The sequence below is a fragment of the Pseudomonas sp. C321 genome (assembly GCF_055407105.1).
The window spans coordinates 470850-496185 of sequence record NZ_JBUZRB010000005.1 but is presented as its reverse complement, the minus strand read 5'-3'; the positions used below and the strand labels follow the sequence as shown (position 1 = coordinate 496185).

The following is a 25336-nucleotide window of genomic DNA, read 5'->3' as shown; positions in this document are numbered from 1 at the left end:
TTTTATCGGTGCCGAGAAACTGTCGCCGTTTGAAACCAGCTCAATCGACCGCTGCCGCTGCCTCCAACTTTTCACACACCAGCAAATCCACGTAATGAATCGGTTTGCTCCGATGCTTGAGCATCCCGCCGTTACGCAGATTCAACGCCGCCGTCATCTCCGCCAGAATCGAGAGCGCGACGCTTTCGGGCGCATCGCCACCAAGGTCCAGCCCCATTGGGTAGTGCAGCTGTAGCAATGCATTCAGGGCAGGACTATGTTGGCGAATGTCGGTCAACAAGCGATCGGTCCGCTCGCGGGGGCCGAGTTGGCCGATGTAGGCCGGTGCGCCTTGCAGCAATTGGCCGAGCCAGTGTCGGTCCTGGCGGTAGCTGTGAGTCATGACGGCCACTGCGGCCCCCTCGATCAACGGTCCGAGGACGATGGAGGCGTCGAGGTTCGCGACGATGACCGCATCGGCCTGCGGAAAGCGTTCAGGGCGGGCAAAGTGGCTGCGGCTGTCGATCACACTGACGTGCCAGCCCAGCAGTTTGCTCATGCGCACCAGTGGCTGGGCGTCGTGACCGGCGCCGAAGATCACCAGGCGCGGGGGCGGAGCCACGTATTCGAAGAACACTTCGACTTCTCCACGGGCATCGGTGTAGAGCCGCAGAGATGATTTTTTCTCGGTGAGTGTTTGGCGCAGGTCTTTGCGGATGCTTCTGTCGAGTGCGCGATTGCGCAGCGCGGGGCTTGAGTGCGACACCACCCGATCACCGACCCGCACTGACGTGTGGCGAGACGTGGCAATGATGGTCGCCATGGCCGCGGGTTGCAGACTGTCACGCACCTGTCGCAACAGTTCGATGGCCAATGACGGGGTCTTCGCGCGCAGGCGTTCGAGCATGACGAAAACCGTGCCGTTGCAGCCGAGGCCGAAGGTCAGGGCGCTTTGGTCGTCGTCTTCATCTTCGGTGGCGCCGGTGCTGTAGCGGCGCACCACAGGCTCGCCGGAGTCGGTTAGCCACCAGGCCTTTTTGGCCAGGTCCTGTTCCAGGCATCCGCCGCTGACGGTGCCGATGGTTCGGCCGTGGAGGGGGATGAGCATGCGTGCGCCGGGGCGGCGGTAGGCGGAACCTTCGACCTTGACCACGGTGGCGAGGACGGTTTCTTCGCCTTGCCGGGCGCAGGTTTCAATGGCTTGGAGGAGGTCGTTGAGGCCGGACATGGTGTGTTATCCCGAAGGTTGGTGCGGGACCTGTAGGAGCCGGCTTACTGAGGGGGCCTTTGAACCTGGCACTTTCCTTCAGGCCGTCATCGCTGGCAAGCCAGCTCCAACAGGGGAGGTTGTTGCCGTTAGATCAGTCGACGACATGCATTAACTGCTGCACCCCTTCCCACGCTTCAGCGCGCATGCGCTCCAGATCCAGCCCCGGAATCACGCCGTCGTCGACCACCAGCCGCCCCCCGACCATGCTGTACCGCACGGCAATCGGCTCACCCGCGACGACCGGCGCCAGCGCGATATCGTGAAAGCCGAAGAACCGTGGATGATCGAGGCCATAGATCACCAGATCCGCAGCCTGGCCAACTTCCAGCGTTCCTACCGAACCCAGCCCCAACACTTGCGCGCCGCCGGCCGAGCCCCAATGAATCACATCTTCGGCGGTGGTCGCTGAAGCGCCTTGTTCGGCCCGATGAATTAACCACGCCGTGTGCGCCTCACCGACCATACTTCCGGATTCGTTCGATGCCACGCCATCCACCCCAAGCGATATCGGCACCCCGGCCTCATACATTTGTGGTACCGGCGCGACGCCGCTGCCCAGCCGTGCGTTGCTCACCGGGCAATGAGAAATGCCGGTGCCGGTTTGCGCGAGCATGCGGATTTCCCCCGGCTGCAAATGCACCGCGTGGGCGAACCAGACGTCGGGGCCGAGCCATTCGTGTTCGGCGACGAATTCCACCGGGAGGCAGTTGTATTTCTCGCGACAAAAGTTGACGTAGTTCTGCGTCTCCGAAAGGTGCGTGTGCAAGCGCAATCCGAGGCCGCGAGCGGTGTGCGCAAGCTCGCGCAGCAAGGTGGGCGGCAGCGAGAACGTCGGCGTCGTCGGCGCCACCACCACTCGACGCATCGCGTCCGGAGTGTCCTGGTGGTACAGCGATTTGAGCCGTTCGATGTCACCGACCATCTGCTCAAGCGTCTCCGGTTGCAGCACCGTTTTCGAGAATCCCGGATGAGCGCTGGCGGACTCCAGTGCGCCGCCCCGGCACAGCACAAAACGCATCCCGAACGCGTCAGCCGTGTCGAACAGCAGGTCACCGGTCTCCGTTGTGCCGTTGGCGTGATAGAGGTAATGGTGATCGGCGCAGGTCGTTACCCCCGACAACAGCAACTCGGCCATGCCTAATCGCGCGGCGATCTGCGCCAGTTGTGGTGTAAAACGGTTGAGGCGCGGGTAGGGCACGCTGGCCAGCCAGCCTTGCAAGTCTTGATTCAAACCTTCGGGCACGGCTTTAAGCAGGTTCTGAAACAGGTGGTGGTGGGTGTTGATCCAGCCTGGGTAGACCACTGAGTGACGGGCATCTATCACCCGTTCACCGGGTTGTGCCACCAAGTCCGTAGCCATTTCAGCAATGCGACCGTTGACGATGCGAATGTCCACGTTGCCTGCCCGGGCACGCGGGCCTCGCAAGCCGGTCATCACCGCCACCGGGTTTTTGATCAGAATGTTTTGAAGTTGAGTCATGTGCTTCTCCGGTCAGAGGCTGTGGGGCGCAGGCTTGGAGGCTGCGCTGTCGGGAACGCTGACGCCGTTGAGCGCCGCGTTGAGCAGCACCGACACCAGGCAGGCAATCACCACGCTGCTGTGCAGGAACGGCTGGGACCAGTCGGGCATTTGCTTGAACAGGGCAGGCGCCAGCACCGGCACCAAGGCGGCGGCGATGGTGAAACCGACGATCAACACGTTGAAGCGGTTGCGCTCGTAATCGACTTTGGCAAGGGTCTGAATGCCCGCTGCGGCGACCACGCCGAACATGGCAATCCCGGCACCCCCGAGGGCGGCGGTCGGCATCGACGCGATGATCGCCCCGGCCTTTGGCACCAGCGCCACGGAACACATCAGCAAACCACTGATCGCCACTACCCAGCGACTGCGCACGCCGGTCAAAATCACCAGCCCGACGTTCTCCATGAAGGCAATGAACGGAAACGCGGCGAACATCCCGGCGATGGTGCTCGCCAGGCCATTGGCGCGCAGGCCATTGATCACCTGTTTTTCTTCCACCGGTTTGTCGACGATGTCGCCGATGGCCACGAACAGCCCCATGGACTCGACCATCTGCACGATCATCACCACCACGATGGTCGCAATCGGGATCAGGCTGAAGGTCGGCAGGCCGAAGTAGAACGGGTAGGGCACGGTGAGCCAGGGCGCGTCCTGCACGCTGTGAAAACTGCCCATGCCCAGACCGTAAGCCAGTCCCGCACCCACCAGCATCCCGATCAGCACCGCCATGTTGCGCATCATCGGCCCACCATAGCGGTTGACCAACAGAATGGTCGAAAGCACCACGGCGGCGACGGCAAGGTACGCCGGGGCCCCAAAATCACTAGCGTTGCGGCCACCACCGATCCACTCATAGGCAATTGGGAACAGCTGCAAACCGATCACCGTGACAATGCAGCCGGTGACCACCGGCGGAAAGTACCGGCGCAATCGGCCCACGAACGGCGCGACGAGCATCGTAAAGATCCCCGCGCCGATCACCGCCCCGCAGACCCCGGCGAACCCCACCTCCGGGTTGGTGCCGATGGCGATGACCGGGCCGACACTGCTGAACGCCACGCCCTGCAAGATCGGCAAACGCACGCCGAATTTCCAGAAGCCGACGGTTTGTAAAAGCGTGGCGATGCCGGAGCAGAACAGCGTGGTGCTGATCAGCACCACGGTGTCGGCCTGGGACATTTTCAGGGCGCTGGCGACAATCAACGGCACGGCGATGGCGCCGATGTATGAGACGGCCATGTGTTGCAGGCCAAGGGTGAGCATTTGGCGGACCGGCAGAATCTGGTCGACTGGGTGGACGGTGGAAGGGGTAGTGGCTGACGACATGGAGAATCACCTCTTGCTGTTTTTATGCTGTAGAGAGGGGTATTCGTTCTGTGTGCCCGGAGCCGCCATCCACCGGCTCCGATGCCGTTCTTTCAGCCTGCCAGGCAGGCGGCAAAGCCTTGGTTCAACGCAGCGCGGTCCAGGTCGCGGCCGATGAACACAATCTTGCTTGAGCGTGGTTCCGTGCCCCATGAGGTGGAGGCACGGAACTCAACCAGGCTGTGAACGCCCTGCAGCACGTAACGCTGATCCTGATCCGCGACGGCCAGCACACCTTTCATGCGGTAGAGGTTGTCGGCCTGCTCATTGCGCAACTCGCTGATCCATTGGTGGAAGGCGAGCAGATTCACGGCGCCGTCCACGGCGATACCGACTGACGATACGCTCGGATCATGATCATGATCCAAATCATGGTGGTGTTCGTCGGCGTGGTGATCGTGCTCAGAGCCGATCTCCATCAGCTTTTGCGTCGACTCGAACGCACCGATGCCGAGAATCTTCGACAGGTCGATCTCGGCGTAGCTGGAGGTCACCAGATCCGCCGTGGCGTTTAACCCACGAATCTTGCCGCGCAGCGCTGCCACGTCGTCCTCGCTCACCAGATCGACCTTATTGATCACAATGCGGTCGGCGCAGACGATCTGATCTACTGCCTGGTTGTCCACGCCATCCAGCTGCAAATCCTCCAGATGCTGGGCGATGTGCTTGGCGTCGACCATGGTCACGATGGCGTCCAGTTCGACTTCATCTGCAATCGGGTCGTTGATAAAGAAGCTCTGCGCCACCGGGTACGGATCGGCCAAACCACTGGTCTCGATCAAGATGTGATCCAGCCGCACCGGACGCGCCACCAGTTCGCGGACGATGCGCACCAGGTCCTCTCGAACCTCGGCTGTGCAGCACACGCAGCCGTTGACCATCTCGTAGATCTCTTCGGTCTCAGAGCTGAGCACCAGGTCGCCGTCGATGCCGACTTCGCCGAATTCGTTTTCGATCACGGCAATCTTGCGGCCGTGGTTTTCCCTGAGGATGTAGTTCAGCAGGGTTGTTTTGCCGGCGCCGAGGAAGCCGGTAAGGATGGTCACGGGAATTTTGCGGTTCGGGGTAGGGGCGTTGAATGGGCTGTTCATGCGAGCTCCTTTGTTGTTGCGAAATGGCCAGTGGCCGATGGGCCGGGTTCACCCCAGCGCAGCGCGGTCCCGGCGTCGAGGCCGAACAGGTCGAGGACACGGCCGAGGCTGTGATCGACCATTTGCGAAAGGTTTTGCGGACGGGCGTAGAAGGCCGGCACCGGTGAGGCGATGATCCCGCCCATTTCGGTGACGGCGGTCATGTTGCGCAGGTGGGCGAGGGTCAGCGGCGTTTCCCGGGCCATCAACACCAGGGTCCGGCGTTCTTTCAATGTGACGTCGGCAGCGCGGCCGATCAGTCCCGAGGAGGAGCCGGTGGCAATCTCCGCCAACGTGCGCATGGAGCACGGCGCGACCACCATGCCCAGGCAGCGAAACGAACCGCTGGCGATCCCAGCAGCCACGTCGTCGGCCCGGTGGTAGTGGCTGGCCAGCGCGGTGACGTCCGCCAGTTTGTAGTCGGTTTCATGGGCCATGGTCAGCAGCGCGGCCCGGCTGATGATCAGGTGGCTTTCGATGTTCAGTTCAGCCAGCAACTCCAGCAGGCGCGCGCCGTAGATGAACCCCGACGCGCCGCTGATGCCGACCACCATGCGCTGGCGGTTCACGATTGATAGCCTTTGAGCAGAGTGCGGGCACGCTCGACCACGTCCTGATTCAGCTGCGCCTTGATCCCGTCGAAGCCTGAACCGCGTGTTGCGTCCAGGCCCATTCGCGAGGTGGTGCCGTTGACCGAGGACGATGGGTCCAGCGGACTGCCGGGCAAACCGTCGATGACGAAAATATCCTGATGCGGCTGAAAGTGCGTGGCCAATGCCCACAGCACCTGGCTGTCGTCGCTGATGTCAATATCACTGTCCACCGCGATCACGGTTTTCAGGTACGGGTCCCAGCCGAGCAGGGCGAGCATGATCTGCCGCGCCTCGCCGTCGCGGCTTTGATCCAGCGCCACGTAGCAATGAAAGTGCGTGCCGGAGTTGGGGTAGTGCACGGCGGTGACGGCGGGGAAGCGTGCCTTGAGTTTCTCGCTCATTTCCGCTTCCCGTGGCAGGCGCGCCAGGGTCAGGTGTTCGGCGTACCGTCCGCCGACCACGTCCACCAGCCAAGCGTCCTTGCGCCGCATGAGGGTGTCGACCCGCAGCACGTTATTGGTTGAACGGTCTGAGGAATAGCCGCTGAACTCGCCGAACGGACCTTCCTCGGCATAGGCCGCCGGATCGATGGCGCCTTCCAGTACAAACTCGGCATAGGCCGGTACGCCGATGTCATAAAGCGGGGTCTTGACCAGTTCCAATGGGGCACCAAACAGGCCACCTGCCACTGCGCGTTCATCGCTGCCGAACGGCAAACGTGCTGCTGCGGCAAGCATAAACAGCGGATGGGCGCCGACCACCATGGCCACGCGCAATTCTTCACCGCGCTCGCGAGCGGTTTGCAGCATGCGCCACAAGTGACCGCGCGAATGCAGGCTGGTGGCGAGGGTCTGCCGGGCATGGCGCATTGAGCGGTGATAGCTCATGTTGGCAATTCCGGTGACCGGGTCTTCGGCGATGATGATCGCGTTGGTAATGTACGGGCCACGGTCACTGTCGAAGTGCTTGAGCATTGGCAACAGCGCCAGGTCCACGGCTTCGCCTTCGAAGATCTCGTCCAGTACCGGACCGGTTTCGACGTAACGGGGCGCGATCGGATGATTGGCGCGGGCCTGGAAGGTTTCGTGCAGCTGCGCCGGCGTGACACCGAAGATCCGCGCGATGCGGGTCCGGGAGGCGAACACATTGGTGGCTACTGGCACACCGAGTTGGCCGACCTTTTCGCAGATCAGCAGCGGGTCAAGGCCCTGGGTGGCCAGGGCATCGACCAAGGCGGTGACGTCCTGATCGGCGGAAAGTTTTTCGTGAACGGTCAACACATCGTCCGGGTACTGCCGGCGATAGGCGTCGATAAAATCGTGAAAATCCTGGGTATCGCCGAGCGTAGAGAGGGTCATGGTTTCACCTCGTAAAAAGCAGGCGCGCAGGGCTGAGGGCGACGTTCGATCGACAAACCGTTGGCCTGCCGGTCGATCGAACGCCGGGTCATCTGTACGCCTGTAAAGTCGCTGTGCTCTGGTTTTAAAACGCTTAGAGGTAGGTCGTGGTCAGGCGAATGTCCGCCTCGATAAGGTCCTTGGGGGGTGGTGTCGGTTCGATGCCGCACAACCGGGCGATGTTGTTGCCCAGGTAATCCTCAAGGTGATCCTCATCAATCCCCAGGCCTTGTGGCGCTGGCGAACACAGGACTTCGAGTTCGCGCAACCACATGCCCGGTTCGTTCGGCGGCGAGTCGGTGCCGAAGACGATCTTGTTGCGTGGCAGATCCTTGGCGAACTCGACGATCCGCGACTGGAAGCACCAGCCGGATTCGCAATACACGTTCGGCGTGTCCATGGCCATCCAGAATGCTTCGAACGAGTAGTTGCCGCCGGTCTGGATGCCGAAGTGACCGATGATGAAGTTGACCATCGGGAATTCGCGGATGATCGGGTAGAACATCGTCGGGATGGTGTAGGGACCGTCACCCGTGTGGATCAGCACCACGATGTTGTACTTGGCGCAGACTTTCATCGCCGGCCGCAGCCAGTCCAGTGCCCTATCGGGACGATAGCCGTGCATGTTGGCGTGCAGCTTGAGCATCTTGAAACCGTATTCCTTGATATGAAACTCCAGCTCTGCCGCACCGTTTTCCGGTCCCCAGCGCGGGTTGAAATTGAAGTTGCCAATGAACCGATCCGGGTACTTCATGCACAGCTCGGCGATGTATGACATGTAGTCGCGCACGCCTTCGCGGCCCCGCCGGTTGCCGTCGCGATAACCGGTGTTGCCCGGTGGCGGCTGGATGAAGCCCATATCGATGCGGCGCGGTTTGCCGTTGATCATGTACGGGCCGTCCATCAGCTTGAGCATGCGCTCGCCGGTAAACGGTTCGCCGGTGTGGCGCCAGGCCTCATCGACCAGGTTGGTGGGGTGCAGATGGGTATCGATAATCATCGGTTCAACTCCTGGCCAGTTGGGTAGTGACCGGGCGCTTCAACTGCGCCTCGGCTTCGGACACGGAACGTGGCGGCGGGGTCGGTTCGAGGCCGATCATCCGTGCGGTGTTGTTGCCCAGGTATTCTTCGAGGGTGTCCTCGTCGAGATTCAGACCTTGCGGCGGCTCATGACAGAGCACTTCCAGCAGGCGCAGCCACATGCCCGGCTCGTTCGGAGGGGTGTCGGTACCGAAAAGGATTTTGTGGGTCGGCAGGACCTTGGCGAACTCGACGATCCGCGATTGCAGGCACCAGCCCGATTCGCAGTAGACGTTGGGCAGCTCCATCGCCCACTGCATCGGTTCGAACACGTAGACGCCGCCAGTCTGCACCCCGAAGTGCGCCATGATGAAATCGACGTTGGGGAACTCCTTGATCATCGGCACCCATTCCGACGGGATGCTGTACGGCCCGTCGCCCGTGTGCAGTTTGACCGGGATGCCCAGCTCGGCGCATTTCTCGAAGGCTGGACGGACCCAGTCCAGAGCACGGTCCGGGCGATAGGCGTGCATGTTGGCCTGCATCTGGACCATCTTGAAACCGTGTTCCTTGACGTAACGCTCAATCGCCTCGACACCGTTTTCCACGCCGCAGCGCGGGTTGTAGACGAAGCAGCCAATGAAGCGATCCGGGTAGGTCTGGACCATCTTCAGCGTGTAAGCCATGTAGGCGTCGATGGACTCGCGCCCGGTGAGGTCGCCGTCGGTCCAGGTGTAGATGGTGTTGCCTTGTGGCGGTTGGATGAAGGCTTTGTCGATGCGGCGAGGTTTGCCGTTGACCATGTACGGGCCATCCATCATCTCCAGCAGACGCTCGCCGGTGAACGGGTCACCGTCATGCCTCCAGGCGAGGTCCACCAGGTCGGTGGGATAGCAACTGATATCGATGATCATTGAAGTCGATCTCCTGATAGCGGGGAAGGGAACCTTGCGGTTCGCAGCAGCCACGTCCCGGGCAATCGGCCATTTCTATGCGCACTGCTGCGCATTCCCTCGCCTGGTCGCATCCGGCTCGGGACGCTGGCTGCTTGGGGGGAAGTATTGGAAGGGGGGGAGGGGTTCGTACAATATTAATTGGGCGGGGTGTTGATATGTGTTCGATATGGAGCAGGGTTTTGTGGTGGATGTGCCGGCGCCATCGAGAGCAAGCTCGCTCTACAGGGTTTTTTGTTACGGCACAGATCGTAGTCACTCCCGAGAACTCTGTGGGAGCGAGCTTGCTCGCGATGGCGTCAGTCCAGTGTTTGCCGAGCCAACTGGCGGATCACCTCAACCACCGGAGCCACCCGCTCGGCCTGCCCCGGCGGCCACACGGCGTAGAGGTTGTAATGCGCCGGAATTTGCGCCGCGTTCAGCTCTACCAAACGCCCCGCGCGCAACGCATCCGCCGCTAGCAACCCGCGCACCAGACCCGCGCCAACCCCGGCTTCGGCCGCTGCAATCAGGTTTGCCGCATTATCGAAAACCACCCGCGCATTCGGCTCAGTCGGCGCCATTGCTGCTGCATCCAGCCAGGGAATCCACGAGCGCCGCGTATACCCCAGCAGCGGTAATTCCAGCACCTGCGCCGGCGTAATTGGCACCTGCAGCCCATGGCGCTCAAGCAACGCCGGGGATGCCACCGCAGTCACTCGATCACTGCAGATCTGGGTCATCTCGCAGTCTTCCCAATCGCCATACCCGTAGCGCAGCGCCAGGTCCACCCGCTCGAACGAGCTGCGATCCGAGCGCGGCATCGACAGCAATACCACTTCATGGTCAGGCAATAAATCGAGTAGTTCCGGTAGCCGTGGATTGAGCCAGCTTTGGGCCAATTCACTGTCGACATCGAGGGTCAGCCGCTGCGCGACCCTGCAGTTTTTCACCGAGGACAGCGCCCGGTCGATCTGCGCCAGGCCGTCGGACAGCACGCTGGCAAACAATTGCCCGGCATCGGTCAGGTTACTGCCGCCACCTTCGCGGACGAACAGCGGCTGGCCGACGAAGTCTTCCAGGCTGCGGATCTGCTGGCTGATAGCGCTGTGAGTCAGGTCGAGTTTGCGCGCGGCACTGGAGAAGCTTCCGCTGCGCGCGGCCTGGATGAATGCACTCATGGACTGCACCGACGGGTATCGCTTGTACATGCTGTTAGTCCTACTTACACACGATGGCAGAAATCGTCGCTGGCCCGATTTTCCACAGACTCCCAATAATCGGCGACTAGGCCTGCACAAAGACGGGCCGCTCTCTTGGAGCCTGACAATGATCGAATTCACGATAAACGGCGAACGACACGAGCTGGTAGAGACATCGCCCTCCATGCCCTTGTTATGGGTGTTGCGTGATCACTTGAAACTCACCGGCACCAAGTTCGGTTGCGGCATGGGCCTGTGCGGTGCCTGTACCGTGCACCTGGACGGTGTCGCAGTACGTTCCTGCCAACTGCCGGTCGCCGCCGTGGCGGGGCACAGCATCACCACCATTGAGGGCTTGTCGCCCACCGAACAGCATCCGCTGCAACTGGCCTGGGTTGCCGAAGATGTCCCTCAATGTGGTTACTGTCAATCCGGGCAGATCATGTCCGCGGCCGCGTTGCTCAACACCGGTGCCACAGTCACCGATGACTCGATCCGCAACGCCATGTCCGGCAACGTGTGCCGCTGCGGCACTTACGGGCGAATCAATAAAGCCATCAAGCGCGCAGCTGCCGCGCCGAAGGAGGCGTGATGACGTTTATCGACGACACTCAGATCGAACTGCCGCGCCGTCTCTTTCTCAAGCAGGCTGGCACTGTTGCGTGCGGCTTGGCAATTGGGTTCTATCTGCCCTCAGGTATCGCCGCTACGGACCTGAAAGGACCTGCGCCTGCGGGTGAATTCGAGCCCAACGCCTGGGTTCGGGTATTGCCCGACGGCACGGTGAAACTGGTGGTGCACAAACACGATTCCGGCACAGGCACCCACACCGCATTGGCCGCTTGCGTGGCCGAGGAACTGGACGTCAACCCGATGACCGTGCAGGTGATATCGCCGGAAAATCCGTTCTTTGAAACCTACATTCACCCGATATGGAAAGTCTTCTCGACGGGTGGTAGCACCAGTGTTTCGCTGGAATACGATCGCCTGCGGATGGCCGGTGCCACGGCGCGCGCACTGCTCATCACTGCGGCGGCCAAGCAATGGAAAGTCAGTCCCGACAGTTGCACAACCGAAGAGGGCCGGGTGGTGCACTCCGCCAGCAAACGCAGCCTGGGTTACGGTGAGCTGGTGAGTGTTGCCGCGAAATTGCCAGCACCGGCCAAGGTCACTCTGAAGGACCCCGAGCAGTTCAAGTACATTGGCAAACTGCGGCACAAGCGCGATGCGGCGGCCAAGGTTTGCGGGCGCTTCAAGTACAGCATCGACGTGGAATTGCCCGAGATGCTGGTGGCGGTGATTCAGCGCACGCCGGTGGTCGGCGCCAAGGTTGTCTCGGTGGATTCCAGTACGGCGTTGCAAGTACCGGGCGTGCGTAAGGTGATCGCGATTCCCGGCAGGGCTGATGTGCTCGGCGGCAATCAGGAAGGCGTCGCAGTGCTCGCAGACAGCTACTGGGCCGCCCAACAGGGTCGTGCGTTGCTCAAGGTGCAATGGAGCGATTCACCCCTGGACGGTTTCGACAGCGATCAACTGGCGACGGCGCAAGCGGCGGCCATCCACGACAAAAATGCACAACGGGTGTCCGCGATGGTTGCAGGTGACGTGAGCGCCCAGTGGCCGAAAGCCGCGAAGCTGCTCGAGTCCGATTACCTCATGCCGTACAAGGTGCAGAACCCGCTGGAACCGATCTGCATTACCGCCGAGGTGAAGAATAACGCCATCACCTACTGGGGCGGCGTTCAGGTGCCATCCTCGGCGCTGGAAGCTGCGCAAACGGTGTGCAAGATCGCCAAGGACAAGGTCACCATCAACGAGTTGGTGTCCGGTGGCAGCTTCGGGGCGCGGGAGGCCAAGTACTGGTTGTTCGAAGTGGCATACCTGGCGCAGCAGGCCAAGGTGCCAGTCAAGTTGATGAACAGCCGTGAAGACGAAATGCGTTCGCTGTTCATGCACCCGGCGACACTGCATCGAGTCAAAGGTGCGCTGGATGCTCAGGGCAAACTCATGGCGTTGAAACTTGACGCTGTCTCACCGGCTTCGCCGGAACAGTGGGAACCAGGCTATTTCGAACGCCCCGACCACATGGACTACAGCACTACCGAGGCTATCACCGCGTGGGACTTTGCTTATCGTCCTGCGAATCTGGACCTGGTCTGGGTCAGGCACGAAAGCAACGTGCCCAGCGGTTGGTATCGCTCCGTGAGTTTCATTCCCAATGTGTTTGCCGTCGAAAGTTTCATGGACGAATTGGCACACAGCTCGGGACAGGATCCGTTGGCCTTTCGCCTAGCCAACATGCAAGGCCGGCCCCGGCACGTCGCGGTGCTGAAGAACACCGCCGAACGTGCCGGTTGGGGTCAGCCATTGCCGCAAGGAACAGCCTTGGGGATCGCCACCAATCAGGGTTACACCAGCTTCATCGCGGTGGTCGCCAGACTTTCGAAAAAAGACGGTGTGATCAAGGTCGATAAGCTCACCTGCGTGGTCGATTGCGGCTTGGCGGTGTCGCCGGGCGGTGTCGAAGAGCAGATCTACGGCGGCTTGATGTGGGGCCTCGGCCACGCGCTGTTCGACCGCATGGACATCAAACAGGGCAGGGTGGTGCAGAGCAACTTCCATGATTACCGGGTGCCCCGGATGTCGGACATGCCGGCGATAGATATTCTGGTACTGGACGGCGAGCCGAGCAAACCTGGAGGTGTCGGTGAACTGGGCAGCACGTCGGTGGCCCCGGCCATCGCCAATGCGCTGTTCAGCTTGACCGGTCTGCGCCAGCGTTCGACGCCACTGACCCTGGGATAGCCGTCATGGACTTGCGATTGCTGCGGTATTTCATGGCCCTTGCTGAAGAGCTGCACTTTGGCCGGGCTGCCACTCGTTTGCACATTTGCCAACCGCCGCTGAGCCAGCAGATTCGTCTGTTGGAAGAGGAACTGGGTACGCCTCTGTTCGAGCGTAGTCATCACCGGGTCGAGCTGACGGCGGCCGGGCAGATGCTCAAGGAACAGGCGCCGCTGGTGTTCGAACAACTGAACCGCGCGCTGGACCTGACTCGTCAGACCGGTCGTGGTCAGTTGGGCGAGCTGGAAATCGGCATGATCAGTTCGGTAATGGTTGGCGTGCTGCCGCGGGCTTTACACCTCTTCTGCGAGCGCTATCCTCAGGTGTCCTTGCGGCTGCATGAAATGACGCCGGCGGCACAGGTCATGGCGTTGAAGGAGAAACGCATTGATGCCTGTGTGTTCCGGGTCGGCTATGACGATCCGCAGTTGCGCAATGAACTGCTGATCTACGAGCCGATTCGCGTGGTCATGCCTGTCGATCATCCTTTGGCTCGATGGGAAAGCCTGGCGCCGGCGGACTTGGCACAGGAGCCTTTTGTGGCGCTGGAACTCAAGCAGTCGCGGTTTGCTGATTTTCTCTATCAGTGCTGCATCAAGGCCGGTTTTATCCCACAAATCCGCCAACAGGTGATCGAGGTTCAAACCTTGTTCAGCCTGGTGCAGGCCGGTTTCGGTGTGGCGTTATTACCAGCGTCCCTCGAGCAGTTGGCGCCAGCCGGGTTGGTGTTTCGCCGCTTGATCCCAGCGTTGCCGGAAGTGCCACTGTATGCCACTTACCGCGCAGACGATGACTCGCCGGTGCTCAAACTGTTTCTCGATACGTTGCGCGAGCGAGTTCTCGAAGAGCGCTAGCAACCCCTCCTCAATTCCATAACGCGGATTTGATTTCACTTTCGAACCGGTGAATATACGATTCGCCATTCTGGGCAATGTCGGCTATCACGGCGAGCTGCATACGTTGAATTAGCCCATCATCCTGCGTCGCGCACTAGGGGTGCAATTCGCGATGGTTGAATACAGCCGATCAACGACAAGCAGCATGACTCGATGAAAATGGTACCTCCACCAATGCGGTCGTAAGTGAATGCGCAGTTGCCATCGAACATCTCTGCTGTGAATGTAGGGAACTGCTCGTATTTGGTCATTGTTCATCTCGCCCTAAGATGTCCAGCGCGTCTCCATCTCGCGCTCGAATTTTTTCTCCAGCCAAGCCTCTACCTCAGCGACGACGAAATAGGGGCCGCTTGCATGGGTGCCAGGGGTCGAGTGTTCGAATCACTCCGTCCCGACCATATTTTTCAATGACTTAGGCCAATCTGAAAAGGTTGGGCTTTTTCATGTCTAAAAAATACCCCCACATTTACCTCACAAAATTTTTAACCAATTAATCAGTGATCAGAGACTGCATCAAGCTGGATCATAGAGTCTAGAGGGGGCACTTTGGGGGTGAAATGTTTGGGCGCGCAAAGCAAGTGTCAGGCAGCGGCAGCTTTTATGCCGTTCGTCTCAGAATGATCGAAAGCCCCAAACTAACTCTACAAGTCGTTCTGCGATCAGCACATAAGCAGCGATAAGGGAAAGTTGGAGGAAAAGGGGGAACCGTAGCTTGGCGAGCCTGCGAACTCCGTCACTTATATTGAGCACCAAAAGGATGGTTGATAAAGCGATTAGGCCCCACCCAGCCATACCGGAAACCAAGACCCCAATAAAAAGATCATGTTTTCCTCTCAGCGCGCTGGTACCCGCTGCAAAAAGAAGAGCACATACAACCAAATTCTTAATGTTGTCAAAGATTTGCGAACTCAGATCGAGCTCTAGCAGTTCCAGATACCTCTTCCAAATATGCCGCATAGTCGATATGCCTAAATTAAGATGTGTTGCAAGCGGATGGGTATATAACGCCCAAATGTATCGCCCAATTAAATTGCGTGCCGGACTTAGCTGGCCCATTCAGACGTTATTACTGCGTCGCAGGGCAGCCATCCGATATCCTGCTGGCTGCCTCGCTGATCAACGCGGCTAGGCGTTTGACGTTGTTCTGTTGGGCTGTCACCAGATCTTCGATCGACGGTCCTGACGGCGTCTGCAACGTGCTGCGGCAGGTGACCAGCGTGTTATTGCCAGCGCCGAGTGGGCGCAGGCGCCACTTGACGTCGATCAAGCCATACTGGCCGGGAATCGAGTCAAAGCGCTGCACATCCACCCGCAACGACACTTTGTGTGGCGGGTTGGCGTTCGACAGTTGGTCCACCAGTGCACTGCGCAATTCATCCGCAAGACTTGCACCCCACCAGTCGGTTTCGAGGATCGCCAAGCTGCTATTGCCCTGGCGAATGACGATCTGCGGACGGTCAACCTGAGGCGGCACGCTGAGGCCTTCGATCTTGATTTCGACACCACTGCCTCGCGCCGGTTGTGCCGGGGTCAGGGTGTGAAAGTGAATCGGATCGCTGCGGCACGCGGTGAGCATTAGCAGCGCGGCGACTAACGTAAGCTTTGGCGAAAAAGCCATGGGTGTTGCTCCTGTGGTCAGTTACGCGGTGGCCCTTGCAGATCCGACGGCGCCGCATTGTCGGGACGGCCACGAATCAGCGATTCCGGGTGTCGTCCCAGATAATCCGAGAGTTCACGCAGGGAACGCGACATGCGTTTGAGTTCATCCAGGGTCTGGGTCAGTTGTTCACGCTGCGGCGAGTCTTCGGCCAGGGTCGAACTGGTCGACTGCAAGGTCTTGCTGACGTCCGCCAGGGTGGTTTGCACGCCGGGCAGGGTCTTGGCGTTGAATTGCGCCAGGCCTTTGCGCAACTCGACGAGGTTGCTGTCGAGGTGTCTGGCAATTCGTTCCACCGGCAGCTTGTTGATCTTGTCGACCATGGCTTGGAGTTGTTCCTGCAATTGCTCGAGGCTGCCAGGAATGGTCGGGATGCTGACCGGCCGGGCATTTGGATCGAACGTGACTTTTTCCGCTTTAGGGTAGAAATCCAGCGAGATGTACAACTGACCGGTCAACAGATTGCCGCTACGGGCTTGGGCACGCAGACCATTTTCGATGAAGGTACCCACTAGCCGTATGCTAGCGGCTTCGTCAATGGGGTCATGCTTTAGGGCTTCAATCATTTTGAGGCGGGCATGACCGAGGCGTTGCGGGTAAATCACGATGCCGACGTTGACCGGGAAACTACGTTTTTTTTCGTCGAAATCCAGATTTATCGTCACCACTTTGCCGATTTCCATGCCGAGGAATTCCACCGGTGCATCGACCTTGAGCCCGCGCAGGGCCTGCTCGAATCGCAGACTCAGATACTGCGCCTTGCCATTGGGCGGGGCGAGGGCAGTTTGCTGGTCGTCGAACAGCTCGAAGGATTTCTCTGCGGTGGCCGGTTGATCGTTGGGGCTATAGTCCGGGGCACGGAAAGCGATGCCACCGACCAGCAATGACGATAGTGATTCAGTCTTCACCGCAAAGCCGTTGGCGCCGATGTTCAGGTCAATACCGCTAGCGTTCCAGAACCGGGTGTTTTCGGTGACATAGGCGTCGTTGGGCGCGTGGATGAACAGTTCGAGGTTGACGCCTTTACCGTCGGGATCCAGCGCATAGGCCACCACTTGGCCGACCGGGATCTTGCGGTAATAAACCGGCGAGCCGATGTCCAGCGAACCAAGGTCCTGGGAATGCAGGGTGAAGCGCTTGCCCGGCTCGCCATAGGTAATGGGCGGCGGGTTTTCCAGGCCTTTGAAGTTTTTCGAGCGACCGTCGGAGTGACCGATATCGGCACCGATGTAGTCGCCGGACAACAATGTATCGATGCCCGACACACCGCCAGCGCCAATACGCGGGCGCACGACCCAGAATTGCGAGTCTTCGCTGGTAAAGGTTGCGGCCTGTTTGGACAGCTTGATCGTGGCGTCGACGCTCTTCTGGTCGTTGCTCAACTCCACGTCCGAGACTAGGCCGATCACCACATTGCGGTATTTGACTTCGGTCTTGTTGGCGGTAAGGCCGTTGCCTGTCTTGAAGGTCACGACAATGGTCGGGCCTTCCTGCATGAGACTGTGTACCACCAGGGAAATCCCCACCAGCACGGCCACAATCGGCACGATCCATACCAGCGATACGCTGAAACGTCGGGTCTTGATATTGGCCTGACCTGGGGCTTGCGGCCCGTCAGTGGCTTGGGACTTCATCCGTGACCTCCTCGTTGTGTGGTTTGTCCGGCGGGTTATCCCAGATCATTCTCGGATCGAAACTCATGGCCGCGAGCATGGTGAACACCACCACCAGCCCGAAAAACAGAATGCCCGGGCGCGGTTCGATATCGGCCAGGGCTTGAAACTTCACCAAAGAGGCAACCAACGCCACCACAATGACGTCGAGCATTGACCAATAGCCGATGACCTCGACAAAGCGGTACAGTTTCGAGCGCTCCTTGCGCGCCCATTGGCTGTCGCGTTGAACGGTAATCAGCAATAGCGTCAGGGCGACGAACTTAATGCCGGGCACCGCGATACTGGCGATAAAAATAATCAGTGCAATGTCCCACGCACCATGCTGCCAAAACTCCAATACACCGCTCATGATGGTGCTGTCGGCACTGTTGCCGACCATCTTGGTGTTCATCACTGGCAGCAGATTGGCCGGCACGTAAAACGCCAGCGCGGTGAACATATAGGCCCAAGTCCGGGCCAGAGCATTGGTCTTACGCCGATGCAGCGGGGCGCCGCAACGCTCGCATTCATGAGGGGCGAGGGTGATGTCACAAGCCAGACCACAGGAGTGACACAGGCACAGGCCGAGTTCGCTGGCGAGCGGAGGCGTTGTCATAAGGTGTCCCACAGCTCGCGAATATCGCGCCCGGCAAGGCGGATCATCATCAGGCTGAGAATGGCCAGGGCAAACAGGCCAATACCGGGCAGCACATTCAGCACCCCGGCGAGCTTGATCACCGCAACCATCGCCCCCAGCAGACAGACTTCGAGCATGCTCCAGGGCCTGAGGGTTTCGAGCCAACGCATGCAGAATTTAAAGCCGGGCGCGCGCTGGCGGGCGAGGGCGAAGCTCAATACCCAGATCAGCAGCAATAACTGGAAGATCGGCGCGATGATCATGGCAATTGCTGCGACCATGGCGATGAAGGTGATCGGTCCCAGACTCAGGGCCAGCATCGAATCCCAAAGCGTGGCGCTGTTTTTCAGGCCTTTGAGACTGATGCTCATAACCGGAAATAAATTGGCGAAAATCCACAGCACCAATGCGGTGAAGGTCAACGCCAGGCGCTGCTCCAATGTAAGGCCGTTATAGCGCTGGAGCACGCCGCCGCAGCGGGAGCACAGAGTTTTTTGATGTTTGGCGAGCATGACTTTTTCATACACGCAATCGCAGTGCTCGCAGATGATCAGTTGGTCAGTCGTAGCCATAGGCCGCACTCGCCAGGAGATAGGAAAGTCAGAGCACTTCCTCAATATAGAAGCGCATCGCGATTGAGCAAATTCTATTGAAGGAAATAAAAAACCTAATGTCGCCTCACCACAAGTCCAAATATTTGCTATACCCCTTATGCCTCTGTGCTCTTGTCTTTCGAAACTCATGAACGAGTGAAACCTGTCTGCTTTTCATTTTGCACATTGACTGAGCGGTCATTGCCATTGGCGCGGCAGTCAAGGCGATTCAAGAATGAGACTGGTTTTTGTTGAGTTCATCTGTGTGGCTTCGCTGACGACGACGGGGTGTGCGAATAAGTTAAGCGAACCTGATGAATACTCTGGCTTTCTGAAAGACTACAGCCGGTTGACAGAGTCCCAATCGGCCTCCGGCGTGCCGGTTATGCGATGGATTGATCCCAAGCTAGATTTGAGTCGGTACACCTCTTTCTATATCACGTTAGTAACAACGGCCGTCAGCACTGCCTCCGGTGCCGGTGATCAAGAAACCAATATTGCGACAGAAGCGGTATTTCTCGATGGTGCGACTCAGCAAGTCGTCGCGCAGGTGGTACGCAAGGGCACGGGGGCGCCGCTGGAAAATGATAGTAAGGTAATGAAAGCCACTGATATGAAAAGGTATTGGACGGCTGGGCAAATGACCTGAACCAAACCTACATGAAGCTCAAAGCAAAATGATACATAGCATGGATTAGCATATTTTCGATGGGCTGATTCCAACGCTCTCGCTTGGATCAGGCGACTTTACGGGTCGCCTGATCGAGAAAATGGCAAGTTACCTTGTGCCAAATGATGATCTGTAAAGTCACGCTGCTTCTACATTGGTCACTCGCGCTGTGCGAATAAACAAGGCTCGCACCTTGTCCCAAAAATTTCCACCCAGCACAAAAAAACTGCCGATCAACATGAGATCACCCAACAGCTGAAGCTGCCAGAGGTTTGGCCGCAGCCCCGGCCAAATGCTGTCGACGTAGGGTTCAAGAAAGGCCGAGATCAGCGGCAGGCAAAACATGACGAGACCGATGTGATGCCGCATCGGGCCAACTTCAGTTTCTGAACTGGGTGCCAGTGACGTCACGTAACCGAACACGCTGCGCTTCAACTGCTGGAACCCAGCCTTGCCCATGATGGCGATAACCAGGATCAGCAGGACCTTGTTACTGATAAACAGGACGCCCGTCAGCGCGGCGATTTTTGATCCCTGCACACCAAAGGCAGCACCCAGCGGTACCATCAGCCACGATCCCAGCATGAGACAAAGAATGACGATACCCAGTTTGAAACGCCAGCCGGCCGAATGGGGTTGGATAGTCATGATGGTTGCACCTTTTTGATGGATCGCTGCAGTTTGTTGGCACGCTGAAAAGCGTAGCAGCTGATACATGGCAGCGAGTCAAACTACGTTTGAATGACCTCCGCTCGGATTTTATTCGGCCGGCTATGCTCCAGTGATCTATCTGGTTGGAACCCGTTATGCATTCACGTGCAGTCATGCTGATCAGATCGGGGACGCTCTTGCTGCTGCTCGGCCTCTGCGGCTGCATGCGTGTAGGGCCGGACTTCCAGTCACCCGGCGAAGACTGGGTCAAACACTGGAGCACGCCGGCTTTGGAGAAGACCAGCGAGCGGGGGGCGAACCCGGATATCCGTCAGTGGTGGCAAGTTTTCGCCGACCCGGTGCTCGACCAATTGATTGTCGACGCAGATGCGCACAACTCCAGCCTGAAAATTGCCGGTCTACGGATAATGGAAGCCCGGGCGCAATTGGGCATCGCCCAGGCCGGACGTTACCCGCAACTGCAACAGGCCAGTGTTGATGGCCTCTACGTGGAACGCCGTCAGTACAGCGGCAGCAACCCGCAGAACAGCCGATTCTTGCAGTTCAGCGAAGGCGTCGACGTGGGCTGGGAACTGGATTTCTGGGGCCGCTTCAGCCGGGCCATTGAGTCTTCCGACGCCAGCTACTTCGCCGCCCAGGCCAACTACGAAGACGCGCTCGTGCTGCTGCGTGCCCAAGTGGCGGACACCTACTTTTCGCTGCGCACCACCGAGGCGCGATTGCGCGTCGCCCGCGACAACACCCGGCAGCAAAAGCGCAGCCTGGACATCACCCGCAAACTGTTCAACAGCGGCCAGACGGCTGAGCTCGACCTGCAGCAGGCCAAGACCCAGTACCTCGGCACCCTGGCGAGCATTCCCAACCTCGAAGATCAACTGCATCGAACCCGCAATACCTTGTCGGTGCTGACCGGGCAAGCGCCGGGTGAGTTGCCGCAAGTGACGGACAATGAAGGGCTGATCCCGCTGGTAGACCGCGCGGTGCTGCAGGATGTGCCGGCTAACCTGCTGCTGCGCCGGCCCGATGTGCGCGCGGCTGAGCTGAACGTTGCCGCCCAGTCGGCGCTGATCGGCGTGGCCGAAAGCGACTTTTATCCGTCGCTGAGTTTACTTGGGAGCATCGTCTGGTCGGCCAGTTCGGTAGGAGGCACGTCCAACAACCTGGATTTTATCGGCGGTCCCAGCCTGCGCTGGAACCTGTTTGATCACGGCAAGATCAGCAACAACGTGCGGGTGCAGGACGCGCGATTGCAGCAGTTGATTGAGTCTTACCGCGACACTGTGCGCCAGGCCGCCCGCGAGGCTGACGATGCCGCCAGCGGCCTGAGCAAATCCCTGGAACGTGAACGCATCCTGCGCCAGGCCGAGGTGGCGGCCAAACGTTCGCTGGTGCTGGCCAGCGCGCAGTATCGCGAAGGTTTTTCAGACTTTCAGCGGGTGCTGGATGCCCAGCGTGCACTGCTCGACCAACAGGACAATTACTTGATCAGCCGCAGCGATGCCGTGAGCAACCTGATTGCCCTGTACAAAGCCCTTGGCGGGGGCTGGTACGCCGCCCAGCCAACCATTGACAGCGCCACGCGCAAGCAAATGGAAAAACGAACGGACTGGGACGACCTGCTGGACGACCCCGCCGCTGCGCAGCCCGCCTATCCACTGCCCGATAAGGTGAACAACCATGAGTGAAGCCGCACCGCCCCCTGTCGAAGCGCCGGCGCCGAAAGCAACGGCACCGGCCGCCGACCCGGCGAAAAAAGGCATCAAGTGGGTGCTGCTGTTGATCATCCTCAGCCTCGTCTGGTACTTGCTCGCCGACCGCTTCACGCCTTACACGCAGCAGGCGCGGGTCGGGGCGTTTGTCATTCCGGTGGCGGCGGAAGTGGCGGGGCGGGTGATCCGCGTAAACGTGCGCAACAATCAGGACGTCAAGGCCGGGGACATTCTCTTCGAGGTCGATCCGCAGCCGTATCAGATCGCCGTTGATCGCGCCCGCGCGGACCTAGAATCGACCCGTCGCCAGATCGGCGCCGGCACCGCTGGCATAGCCTCGGCACAAGCGTCGTTGCGATCGTCCCAGGCCAACGAGCTCAAGGCCCGACAGGATAATCAGCGGCTGGAAGGCTTGTATCGCGAAGACCGGGGAACGGTGTCTGTGCGTCTGCTGGAAGTGTCGCGGGCCAATCTCGAACAGGCCGCCAGCCAAGTGGCGGCGGCCCGTGCCGAAGTTCAACGGGCGAAGGAGCAGGAGGGCGGTAACGAGGCGGAGAACGCACAGCTACGCAGCGCTGCGACGGCGTTGTCGAAAGCCGAGCTGGACTTAGCCAATACTCGCATCTACGCGCGTTCAGCGGGGTTGATCACTGACCTGCGCACCGACGCCGGACAGTTCGCCGCAGTCGGCAGCCCGGTGATGACACTGATCGCCATCCACGATGTGTGGATCAGCGCCGAAATGACCGAAAACAACCTGGGCCTGATCCAGCCCGAGACCCCGGTGGCTATCGTGCTGGATGCGCTGCCGGGCGAAGTCTTCGAGGGCCGTGTGCGCAGTGTCGGTTATGGCGTCAGTGTTGGCCAAGCGACAGCGCCCGGCACCTTGCCGAGTATTCAGAACAGCCGTGACTGGCTGCGCCCGGCCCAGCGCTTTCCGGTGGTGATCGAGTTCGGCGAAGACGCCTTGAACAGCCTGCGCGACAGTCGCGGCATCCGCGCCATACGCGCTGGCGGTCAGGCTGAAGTCATGGCGTTCCCGAGCCAAGGCAACCCTCTGAACCCGCTCGGGCGGGTATTTTTGAGTCTGATGAGCTGGTTGTCGTATGCCTACTGAGCGCACCGCCCGGGATCAGCGCACCCTGCGCCTGGCCACGGGTACGGCGTTGTGCCTGGCCGCCAGTTTCGGTCTGGCGTTGCCGATTCCTTTTCTCGCGCCAGTGCTGACGCTGCTGTTCCTTGCGACCCTTAATCAGCCGCTACCGTTCAAGACCGGGGTGGCGCTGGCGTTTGTGGCGATGCTGACCACCGGCATCGGGCTGTTGTTGATTCCGCTGCTGCGCTATTACCCGGTCAGTGGGCTGTTGCTGATTAGCCTCGGTCTGTTCGTGGTTTTTCGTTTTGGCCTGCGCGGTGGCAACAACCTGATCGTGACGTTTCTGGTAATTGGCTTGACCATGATTTCGGCTGCCGGGATCGCTGGTTTCGACCTGGCACTGATGGTCATCGGTGCGCTGGTCAAGGGGTTGCTGCTTGCCGTGATCGTAGTGACGTTGAGTCATGGTCTGTTTCCCGAGCCGGCCAATGCACCGCCAGCATCCGCCGCCCCGACACTGCCGGCAGAAGACGTCGACCGGATCGCTTTGCGCGCCACGTTGATCGTGCTGCCGACGTTCCTGCTGGCGCTGATCGATCCGGCCAGCTACCTGCCGATCATCCTGAAAGCAGTCAGCCTCGGTCAGCAGAGCTCTACCACGACCGTGCGCAACACCGGTCGCGAGTTGCTCGGCTCGACGCTGCTCGGCGGCGCATTGGCGATCCTGTTCTGGTGCGCCCTGAGCCTGTTTGTGCACCTTTGGATGTTCTTTTTGTGGATGCTGCTGTTCGGCCTGGTACTGGCGCGCAAACTCTATGCCCTGAGCCCGACCCGGTTCAGCCCCGGATTCTGGCTCAACAGCCTGATCACCCTGATTATTCTGCTGGGCCAGTCGGTGCAGGACAGCGCCGCCGGCAAGGACGTCTACACTGCAGCCGCCGTGCGCATGGGGCTGTTTATCCTGGTGACGTTGTATGCCTGCCTGATGGTTCACCTGCTTGTGCAACGTAAGCAAGATCGAAGCTCCGGCAACTCTCTCACTGAGACTCAGGGATCAACCTGATAACCCCGTCCTTGCAAGCAACTTGAATAGGCTGATGAATTGGTTCTCGCGGTGGTCTTTTGCTGCGCTCGTTTGTATAGCTTTTTTGGTAGAACCTGTGGGATTTGAAGCCCCGTCCAGTCGTGCACCCTGAATACGTAACGATGGGATGTTTTAACAATGTGATGTTCATCAATCTCCTGTAAACAGATGTGAGGATTTGACCTCTATATGCGGAACGCATGCGCATGACAATAAACAGCACGAATGATCGTGGACCGCTCTCTGTATTTCTTATCTTTTTGCGTCTAGGACTGACATCTTTCGGCGGCCCAATTGCACACTTAGGGTATTTTCGCGACGAGTTTGTCACTCGCCGACAATGGCTAACTGAGCGCAGTTACGCCGACTTGGTTGCTCTTTGCCAATTCCTGCCGGGACCCGCGAGTAGCCAGATTGGCATGGCACTTGGGCTTTCACGTTCGGGTTACCGTGGGGCGCTGGCTGCGTGGGCGGGATTCACATTGCCCTCGGCGATCCTTCTCATCCTGTTTGCTTTAGGTATTTCCAACTACGGTGAAATCATCGCGCCTGGTGTGCTGCATGGCCTGAAAGTCGTGGCTGTAGCGGTAGTTGCTCAAGCGGTATGGGGAATGGCTCGCAATCTATGCCCGGATGCGTTGCGGATTACCATCATGGCGATTTCGACGTGTGTGGCGTTGCTGGTGCCGTCTGCATGGGGGCAGATCGGTGCAATTGCCGTAGCCGCTGTTGCCGGCTTATTCCTGTTCAAGCCGGCACAAGCCGCCGAACATGATCCATTGCCGATCAAGGTCGGTTACCGGGCAGGTTTATTCTGGTTGTCATTATTTTTCGCGTTGCTGGTTGGTTTACCGATCTTGAGTCAGTTACTCCCCAGTCAGACGCTCGCCATGGTGGATGCATTCTATCGCTCCGGGTCCCTGGTGTTCGGTGGCGGGCATGTGGTCTTACCGTTGTTGCAAGCAGAAGTCGTGCCTTCAGGCTGGGTCAGCAATGAAACCTTTCTGGCTGGCTATGGGGCAACCCAGGCTGTCCCAGGGCCGCTGTTAGCGTTTGCTGCATTCCTTGGCGCCTCGATGAGCACCGCACCCTCTGGCTGGATCGGTGGATTCATTTGCTTGCTGGCCATTTTCCTGCCGTCTTTTTTGCTGATTGTTGGCGCTTTGCCGTTTTGGGAGCAGTTACGACGCAGCGTACACACTCAGGCAGCGTTGCTTGGTATCAATGCAGCGGTGGTGGGCTTGCTGCTCGCGGCGCTTTATCAGCCGGTATGGACGAGCGCGATCCACCAACCACAGGACTTCGGCTTGGCGCTGGCGTGCCTGGTCGCTCTGATGTTCTGGAAGCTAGCGCCATGGTTGGTCGTGATCGGTAGTGGTGTGGCCGGATGGCTGCTGAGTGTGGTGTTTTGAC

General features: G+C 59.5%; 23 protein-coding genes and 1 pseudogene. 8 read left to right on the top strand and 16 right to left on the bottom strand.

What is annotated here, in order from left to right; translation table 11 throughout:
- Nucleotides 1–40: 40 nt before the first annotated feature.
- The 9 genes from ACZRJ6_RS18040 to ACZRJ6_RS18000 form a co-directional block, all read right to left on the bottom strand.
- Nucleotides 41–1207, bottom strand: coding sequence for an XdhC family protein (locus ACZRJ6_RS18040; protein WP_463969255.1), 1167 nt, complete (start codon nucleotides 1205–1207; stop codon nucleotides 41–43).
- 133 nt (nucleotides 1208–1340) lie between these two features.
- The gene (locus ACZRJ6_RS18035; protein WP_463969256.1) at nucleotides 1341–2729 is read right to left on the bottom strand and encodes an amidohydrolase family protein; all 1389 of its coding nucleotides are present in this window, start codon (nucleotides 2727–2729) and stop codon (nucleotides 1341–1343) included.
- A gap of 12 nt (nucleotides 2730–2741) precedes the next feature.
- Nucleotides 2742–4097, bottom strand: a complete 1356-nt coding sequence (locus tag ACZRJ6_RS18030; RefSeq protein WP_133102828.1) for a solute carrier family 23 protein — start codon at nucleotides 4095–4097, stop codon at nucleotides 2742–2744.
- Nucleotides 4098–4189: 92 nt separating this feature from the next.
- Entirely contained in the window at nucleotides 4190–5227 is a 1038-nt protein-coding gene (locus ACZRJ6_RS18025; protein ID WP_133102827.1) for a GTP-binding protein, read from the bottom strand.
- Nucleotides 5224–5820, bottom strand: a complete 597-nt coding sequence (locus ACZRJ6_RS18020) for a UbiX family flavin prenyltransferase (RefSeq protein WP_463969589.1) — start codon at nucleotides 5818–5820, stop codon at nucleotides 5224–5226. The genes ACZRJ6_RS18025 and ACZRJ6_RS18020 overlap by 4 nt, the downstream gene beginning before the upstream one ends.
- An 11-nt stretch (nucleotides 5821–5831) precedes the next feature.
- Nucleotides 5832–7217 (bottom strand): UbiD family decarboxylase, encoded by a 1386-nt coding sequence (locus ACZRJ6_RS18015; protein ID WP_463969257.1) that lies wholly within the window; start codon nucleotides 7215–7217, stop codon nucleotides 5832–5834.
- A 133-nt stretch (nucleotides 7218–7350) separates the two neighbouring features.
- Nucleotides 7351–8256, bottom strand: coding sequence for an amidohydrolase family protein (locus tag ACZRJ6_RS18010; protein ID WP_133102824.1), 906 nt, complete (start codon nucleotides 8254–8256; stop codon nucleotides 7351–7353).
- A gap of 4 nt (nucleotides 8257–8260) precedes the next feature.
- Nucleotides 8261–9190, bottom strand: a complete 930-nt coding sequence (locus ACZRJ6_RS18005; RefSeq protein ID WP_090183042.1) for an amidohydrolase family protein — start codon at nucleotides 9188–9190, stop codon at nucleotides 8261–8263.
- 338 nt (nucleotides 9191–9528) lie between these two features.
- Entirely contained in the window at nucleotides 9529–10419 is an 891-nt protein-coding gene (locus tag ACZRJ6_RS18000; RefSeq protein WP_133102822.1) for a LysR substrate-binding domain-containing protein, read from the bottom strand.
- A gap of 118 nt (nucleotides 10420–10537) precedes the next feature.
- Between ACZRJ6_RS18000 and ACZRJ6_RS17995 the strand changes: the two genes are divergently transcribed.
- Genes ACZRJ6_RS17995 through ACZRJ6_RS17985 form a run of 3 tightly spaced genes read left to right on the top strand, consistent with a single transcriptional unit; the run spans nucleotide 10538 to nucleotide 14108 of the window.
- Nucleotides 10538–11002: a 2Fe-2S iron-sulfur cluster-binding protein gene (locus tag ACZRJ6_RS17995; RefSeq protein WP_133102821.1), complete on the top strand. Its 465-nt coding sequence runs from the start codon at nucleotides 10538–10540 to the stop codon at nucleotides 11000–11002.
- Nucleotides 11002–13215: a xanthine dehydrogenase family protein molybdopterin-binding subunit gene (locus ACZRJ6_RS17990; protein ID WP_463969258.1), complete on the top strand. Its 2214-nt coding sequence runs from the start codon at nucleotides 11002–11004 to the stop codon at nucleotides 13213–13215. The genes ACZRJ6_RS17995 and ACZRJ6_RS17990 overlap by 1 nt, the downstream gene beginning before the upstream one ends.
- Nucleotides 13216–13220: 5 nt before the next feature.
- Nucleotides 13221–14108 carry a LysR substrate-binding domain-containing protein gene (locus tag ACZRJ6_RS17985; RefSeq protein ID WP_463969259.1) on the top strand — a complete coding sequence of 296 codons (888 nt, stop codon included), beginning with the start codon at nucleotides 13221–13223 and terminating at the stop codon, nucleotides 14106–14108.
- Nucleotides 14109–14227: 119 nt separating this feature from the next.
- Here the strand turns inward: ACZRJ6_RS17985 and ACZRJ6_RS17980 are convergent, their stop codons facing one another.
- The 6 genes from ACZRJ6_RS17980 to ACZRJ6_RS17955 form a co-directional block, all read right to left on the bottom strand.
- Nucleotides 14228–14401: a DUF3987 domain-containing protein gene (locus ACZRJ6_RS17980; protein ID WP_463969260.1), complete on the bottom strand. Its 174-nt coding sequence runs from the start codon at nucleotides 14399–14401 to the stop codon at nucleotides 14228–14230.
- 361 nt (nucleotides 14402–14762) lie between these two features.
- The gene (locus tag ACZRJ6_RS17975; protein WP_463969590.1) at nucleotides 14763–15107 is read right to left on the bottom strand and encodes a hypothetical protein; all 345 of its coding nucleotides are present in this window, start codon (nucleotides 15105–15107) and stop codon (nucleotides 14763–14765) included.
- A gap of 109 nt (nucleotides 15108–15216) precedes the next feature.
- On the bottom strand, nucleotides 15217–15768 hold the full coding sequence (locus ACZRJ6_RS17970) for a PqiC family protein (RefSeq protein WP_463969261.1): 552 nt from the start codon (nucleotides 15766–15768) through the stop codon (nucleotides 15217–15219).
- A gap of 17 nt (nucleotides 15769–15785) precedes the next feature.
- Nucleotides 15786–17441, bottom strand: a complete 1656-nt coding sequence (locus tag ACZRJ6_RS17965; protein ID WP_463969262.1) for a PqiB family protein — start codon at nucleotides 17439–17441, stop codon at nucleotides 15786–15788.
- Nucleotides 17422–18078 (bottom strand): paraquat-inducible protein A, encoded by a 657-nt coding sequence (locus ACZRJ6_RS17960; protein ID WP_463969263.1) that lies wholly within the window; start codon nucleotides 18076–18078, stop codon nucleotides 17422–17424. The genes ACZRJ6_RS17965 and ACZRJ6_RS17960 overlap by 20 nt, the downstream gene beginning before the upstream one ends.
- A complete protein-coding gene (locus ACZRJ6_RS17955; RefSeq protein ID WP_463969264.1) occupies nucleotides 18075–18671 on the bottom strand; it encodes a paraquat-inducible protein A in 597 nt (198 codons plus the stop codon). The genes ACZRJ6_RS17960 and ACZRJ6_RS17955 overlap by 4 nt, the downstream gene beginning before the upstream one ends.
- Before the next feature lie 256 nt (nucleotides 18672–18927).
- On the opposite strand from ACZRJ6_RS17955, the pseudogene ACZRJ6_RS17950 reads away from it, so the two are divergent.
- Nucleotides 18928–19373 (top strand): annotated as a pseudogene (locus tag ACZRJ6_RS17950) (DUF3313 family protein).
- Between the two features lie 127 nt (nucleotides 19374–19500).
- Here ACZRJ6_RS17950 and ACZRJ6_RS17945 read toward each other — a convergent pair.
- Nucleotides 19501–20010, bottom strand: coding sequence for a transporter suffix domain-containing protein (locus ACZRJ6_RS17945; protein WP_133102813.1), 510 nt, complete (start codon nucleotides 20008–20010; stop codon nucleotides 19501–19503).
- A 176-nt stretch (nucleotides 20011–20186) separates the two neighbouring features.
- Here ACZRJ6_RS17945 and ACZRJ6_RS17940 point away from each other — a divergent pair, with 176 nt between their 5' ends.
- From ACZRJ6_RS17940 to chrA, 4 genes are all read left to right on the top strand, one after another.
- Entirely contained in the window at nucleotides 20187–21719 is a 1533-nt protein-coding gene (locus tag ACZRJ6_RS17940) for an efflux transporter outer membrane subunit (RefSeq protein WP_463969265.1), read from the top strand.
- A complete protein-coding gene (locus ACZRJ6_RS17935; protein ID WP_463969266.1) occupies nucleotides 21712–22860 on the top strand; it encodes an HlyD family secretion protein in 1149 nt (382 codons plus the stop codon). The genes ACZRJ6_RS17940 and ACZRJ6_RS17935 overlap by 8 nt, the downstream gene beginning before the upstream one ends.
- Entirely contained in the window at nucleotides 22850–23902 is a 1053-nt protein-coding gene (locus tag ACZRJ6_RS17930; protein WP_463969267.1) for a DUF2955 domain-containing protein, read from the top strand. The genes ACZRJ6_RS17935 and ACZRJ6_RS17930 overlap by 11 nt, the downstream gene beginning before the upstream one ends.
- A 227-nt stretch (nucleotides 23903–24129) precedes the next feature.
- A complete protein-coding gene (gene chrA, locus ACZRJ6_RS17925; RefSeq protein WP_463969591.1) occupies nucleotides 24130–25335 on the top strand; it encodes a chromate efflux transporter in 1206 nt (401 codons plus the stop codon).
- The last annotated feature ends 1 nt before the right edge of the window (nucleotide 25336 follow it).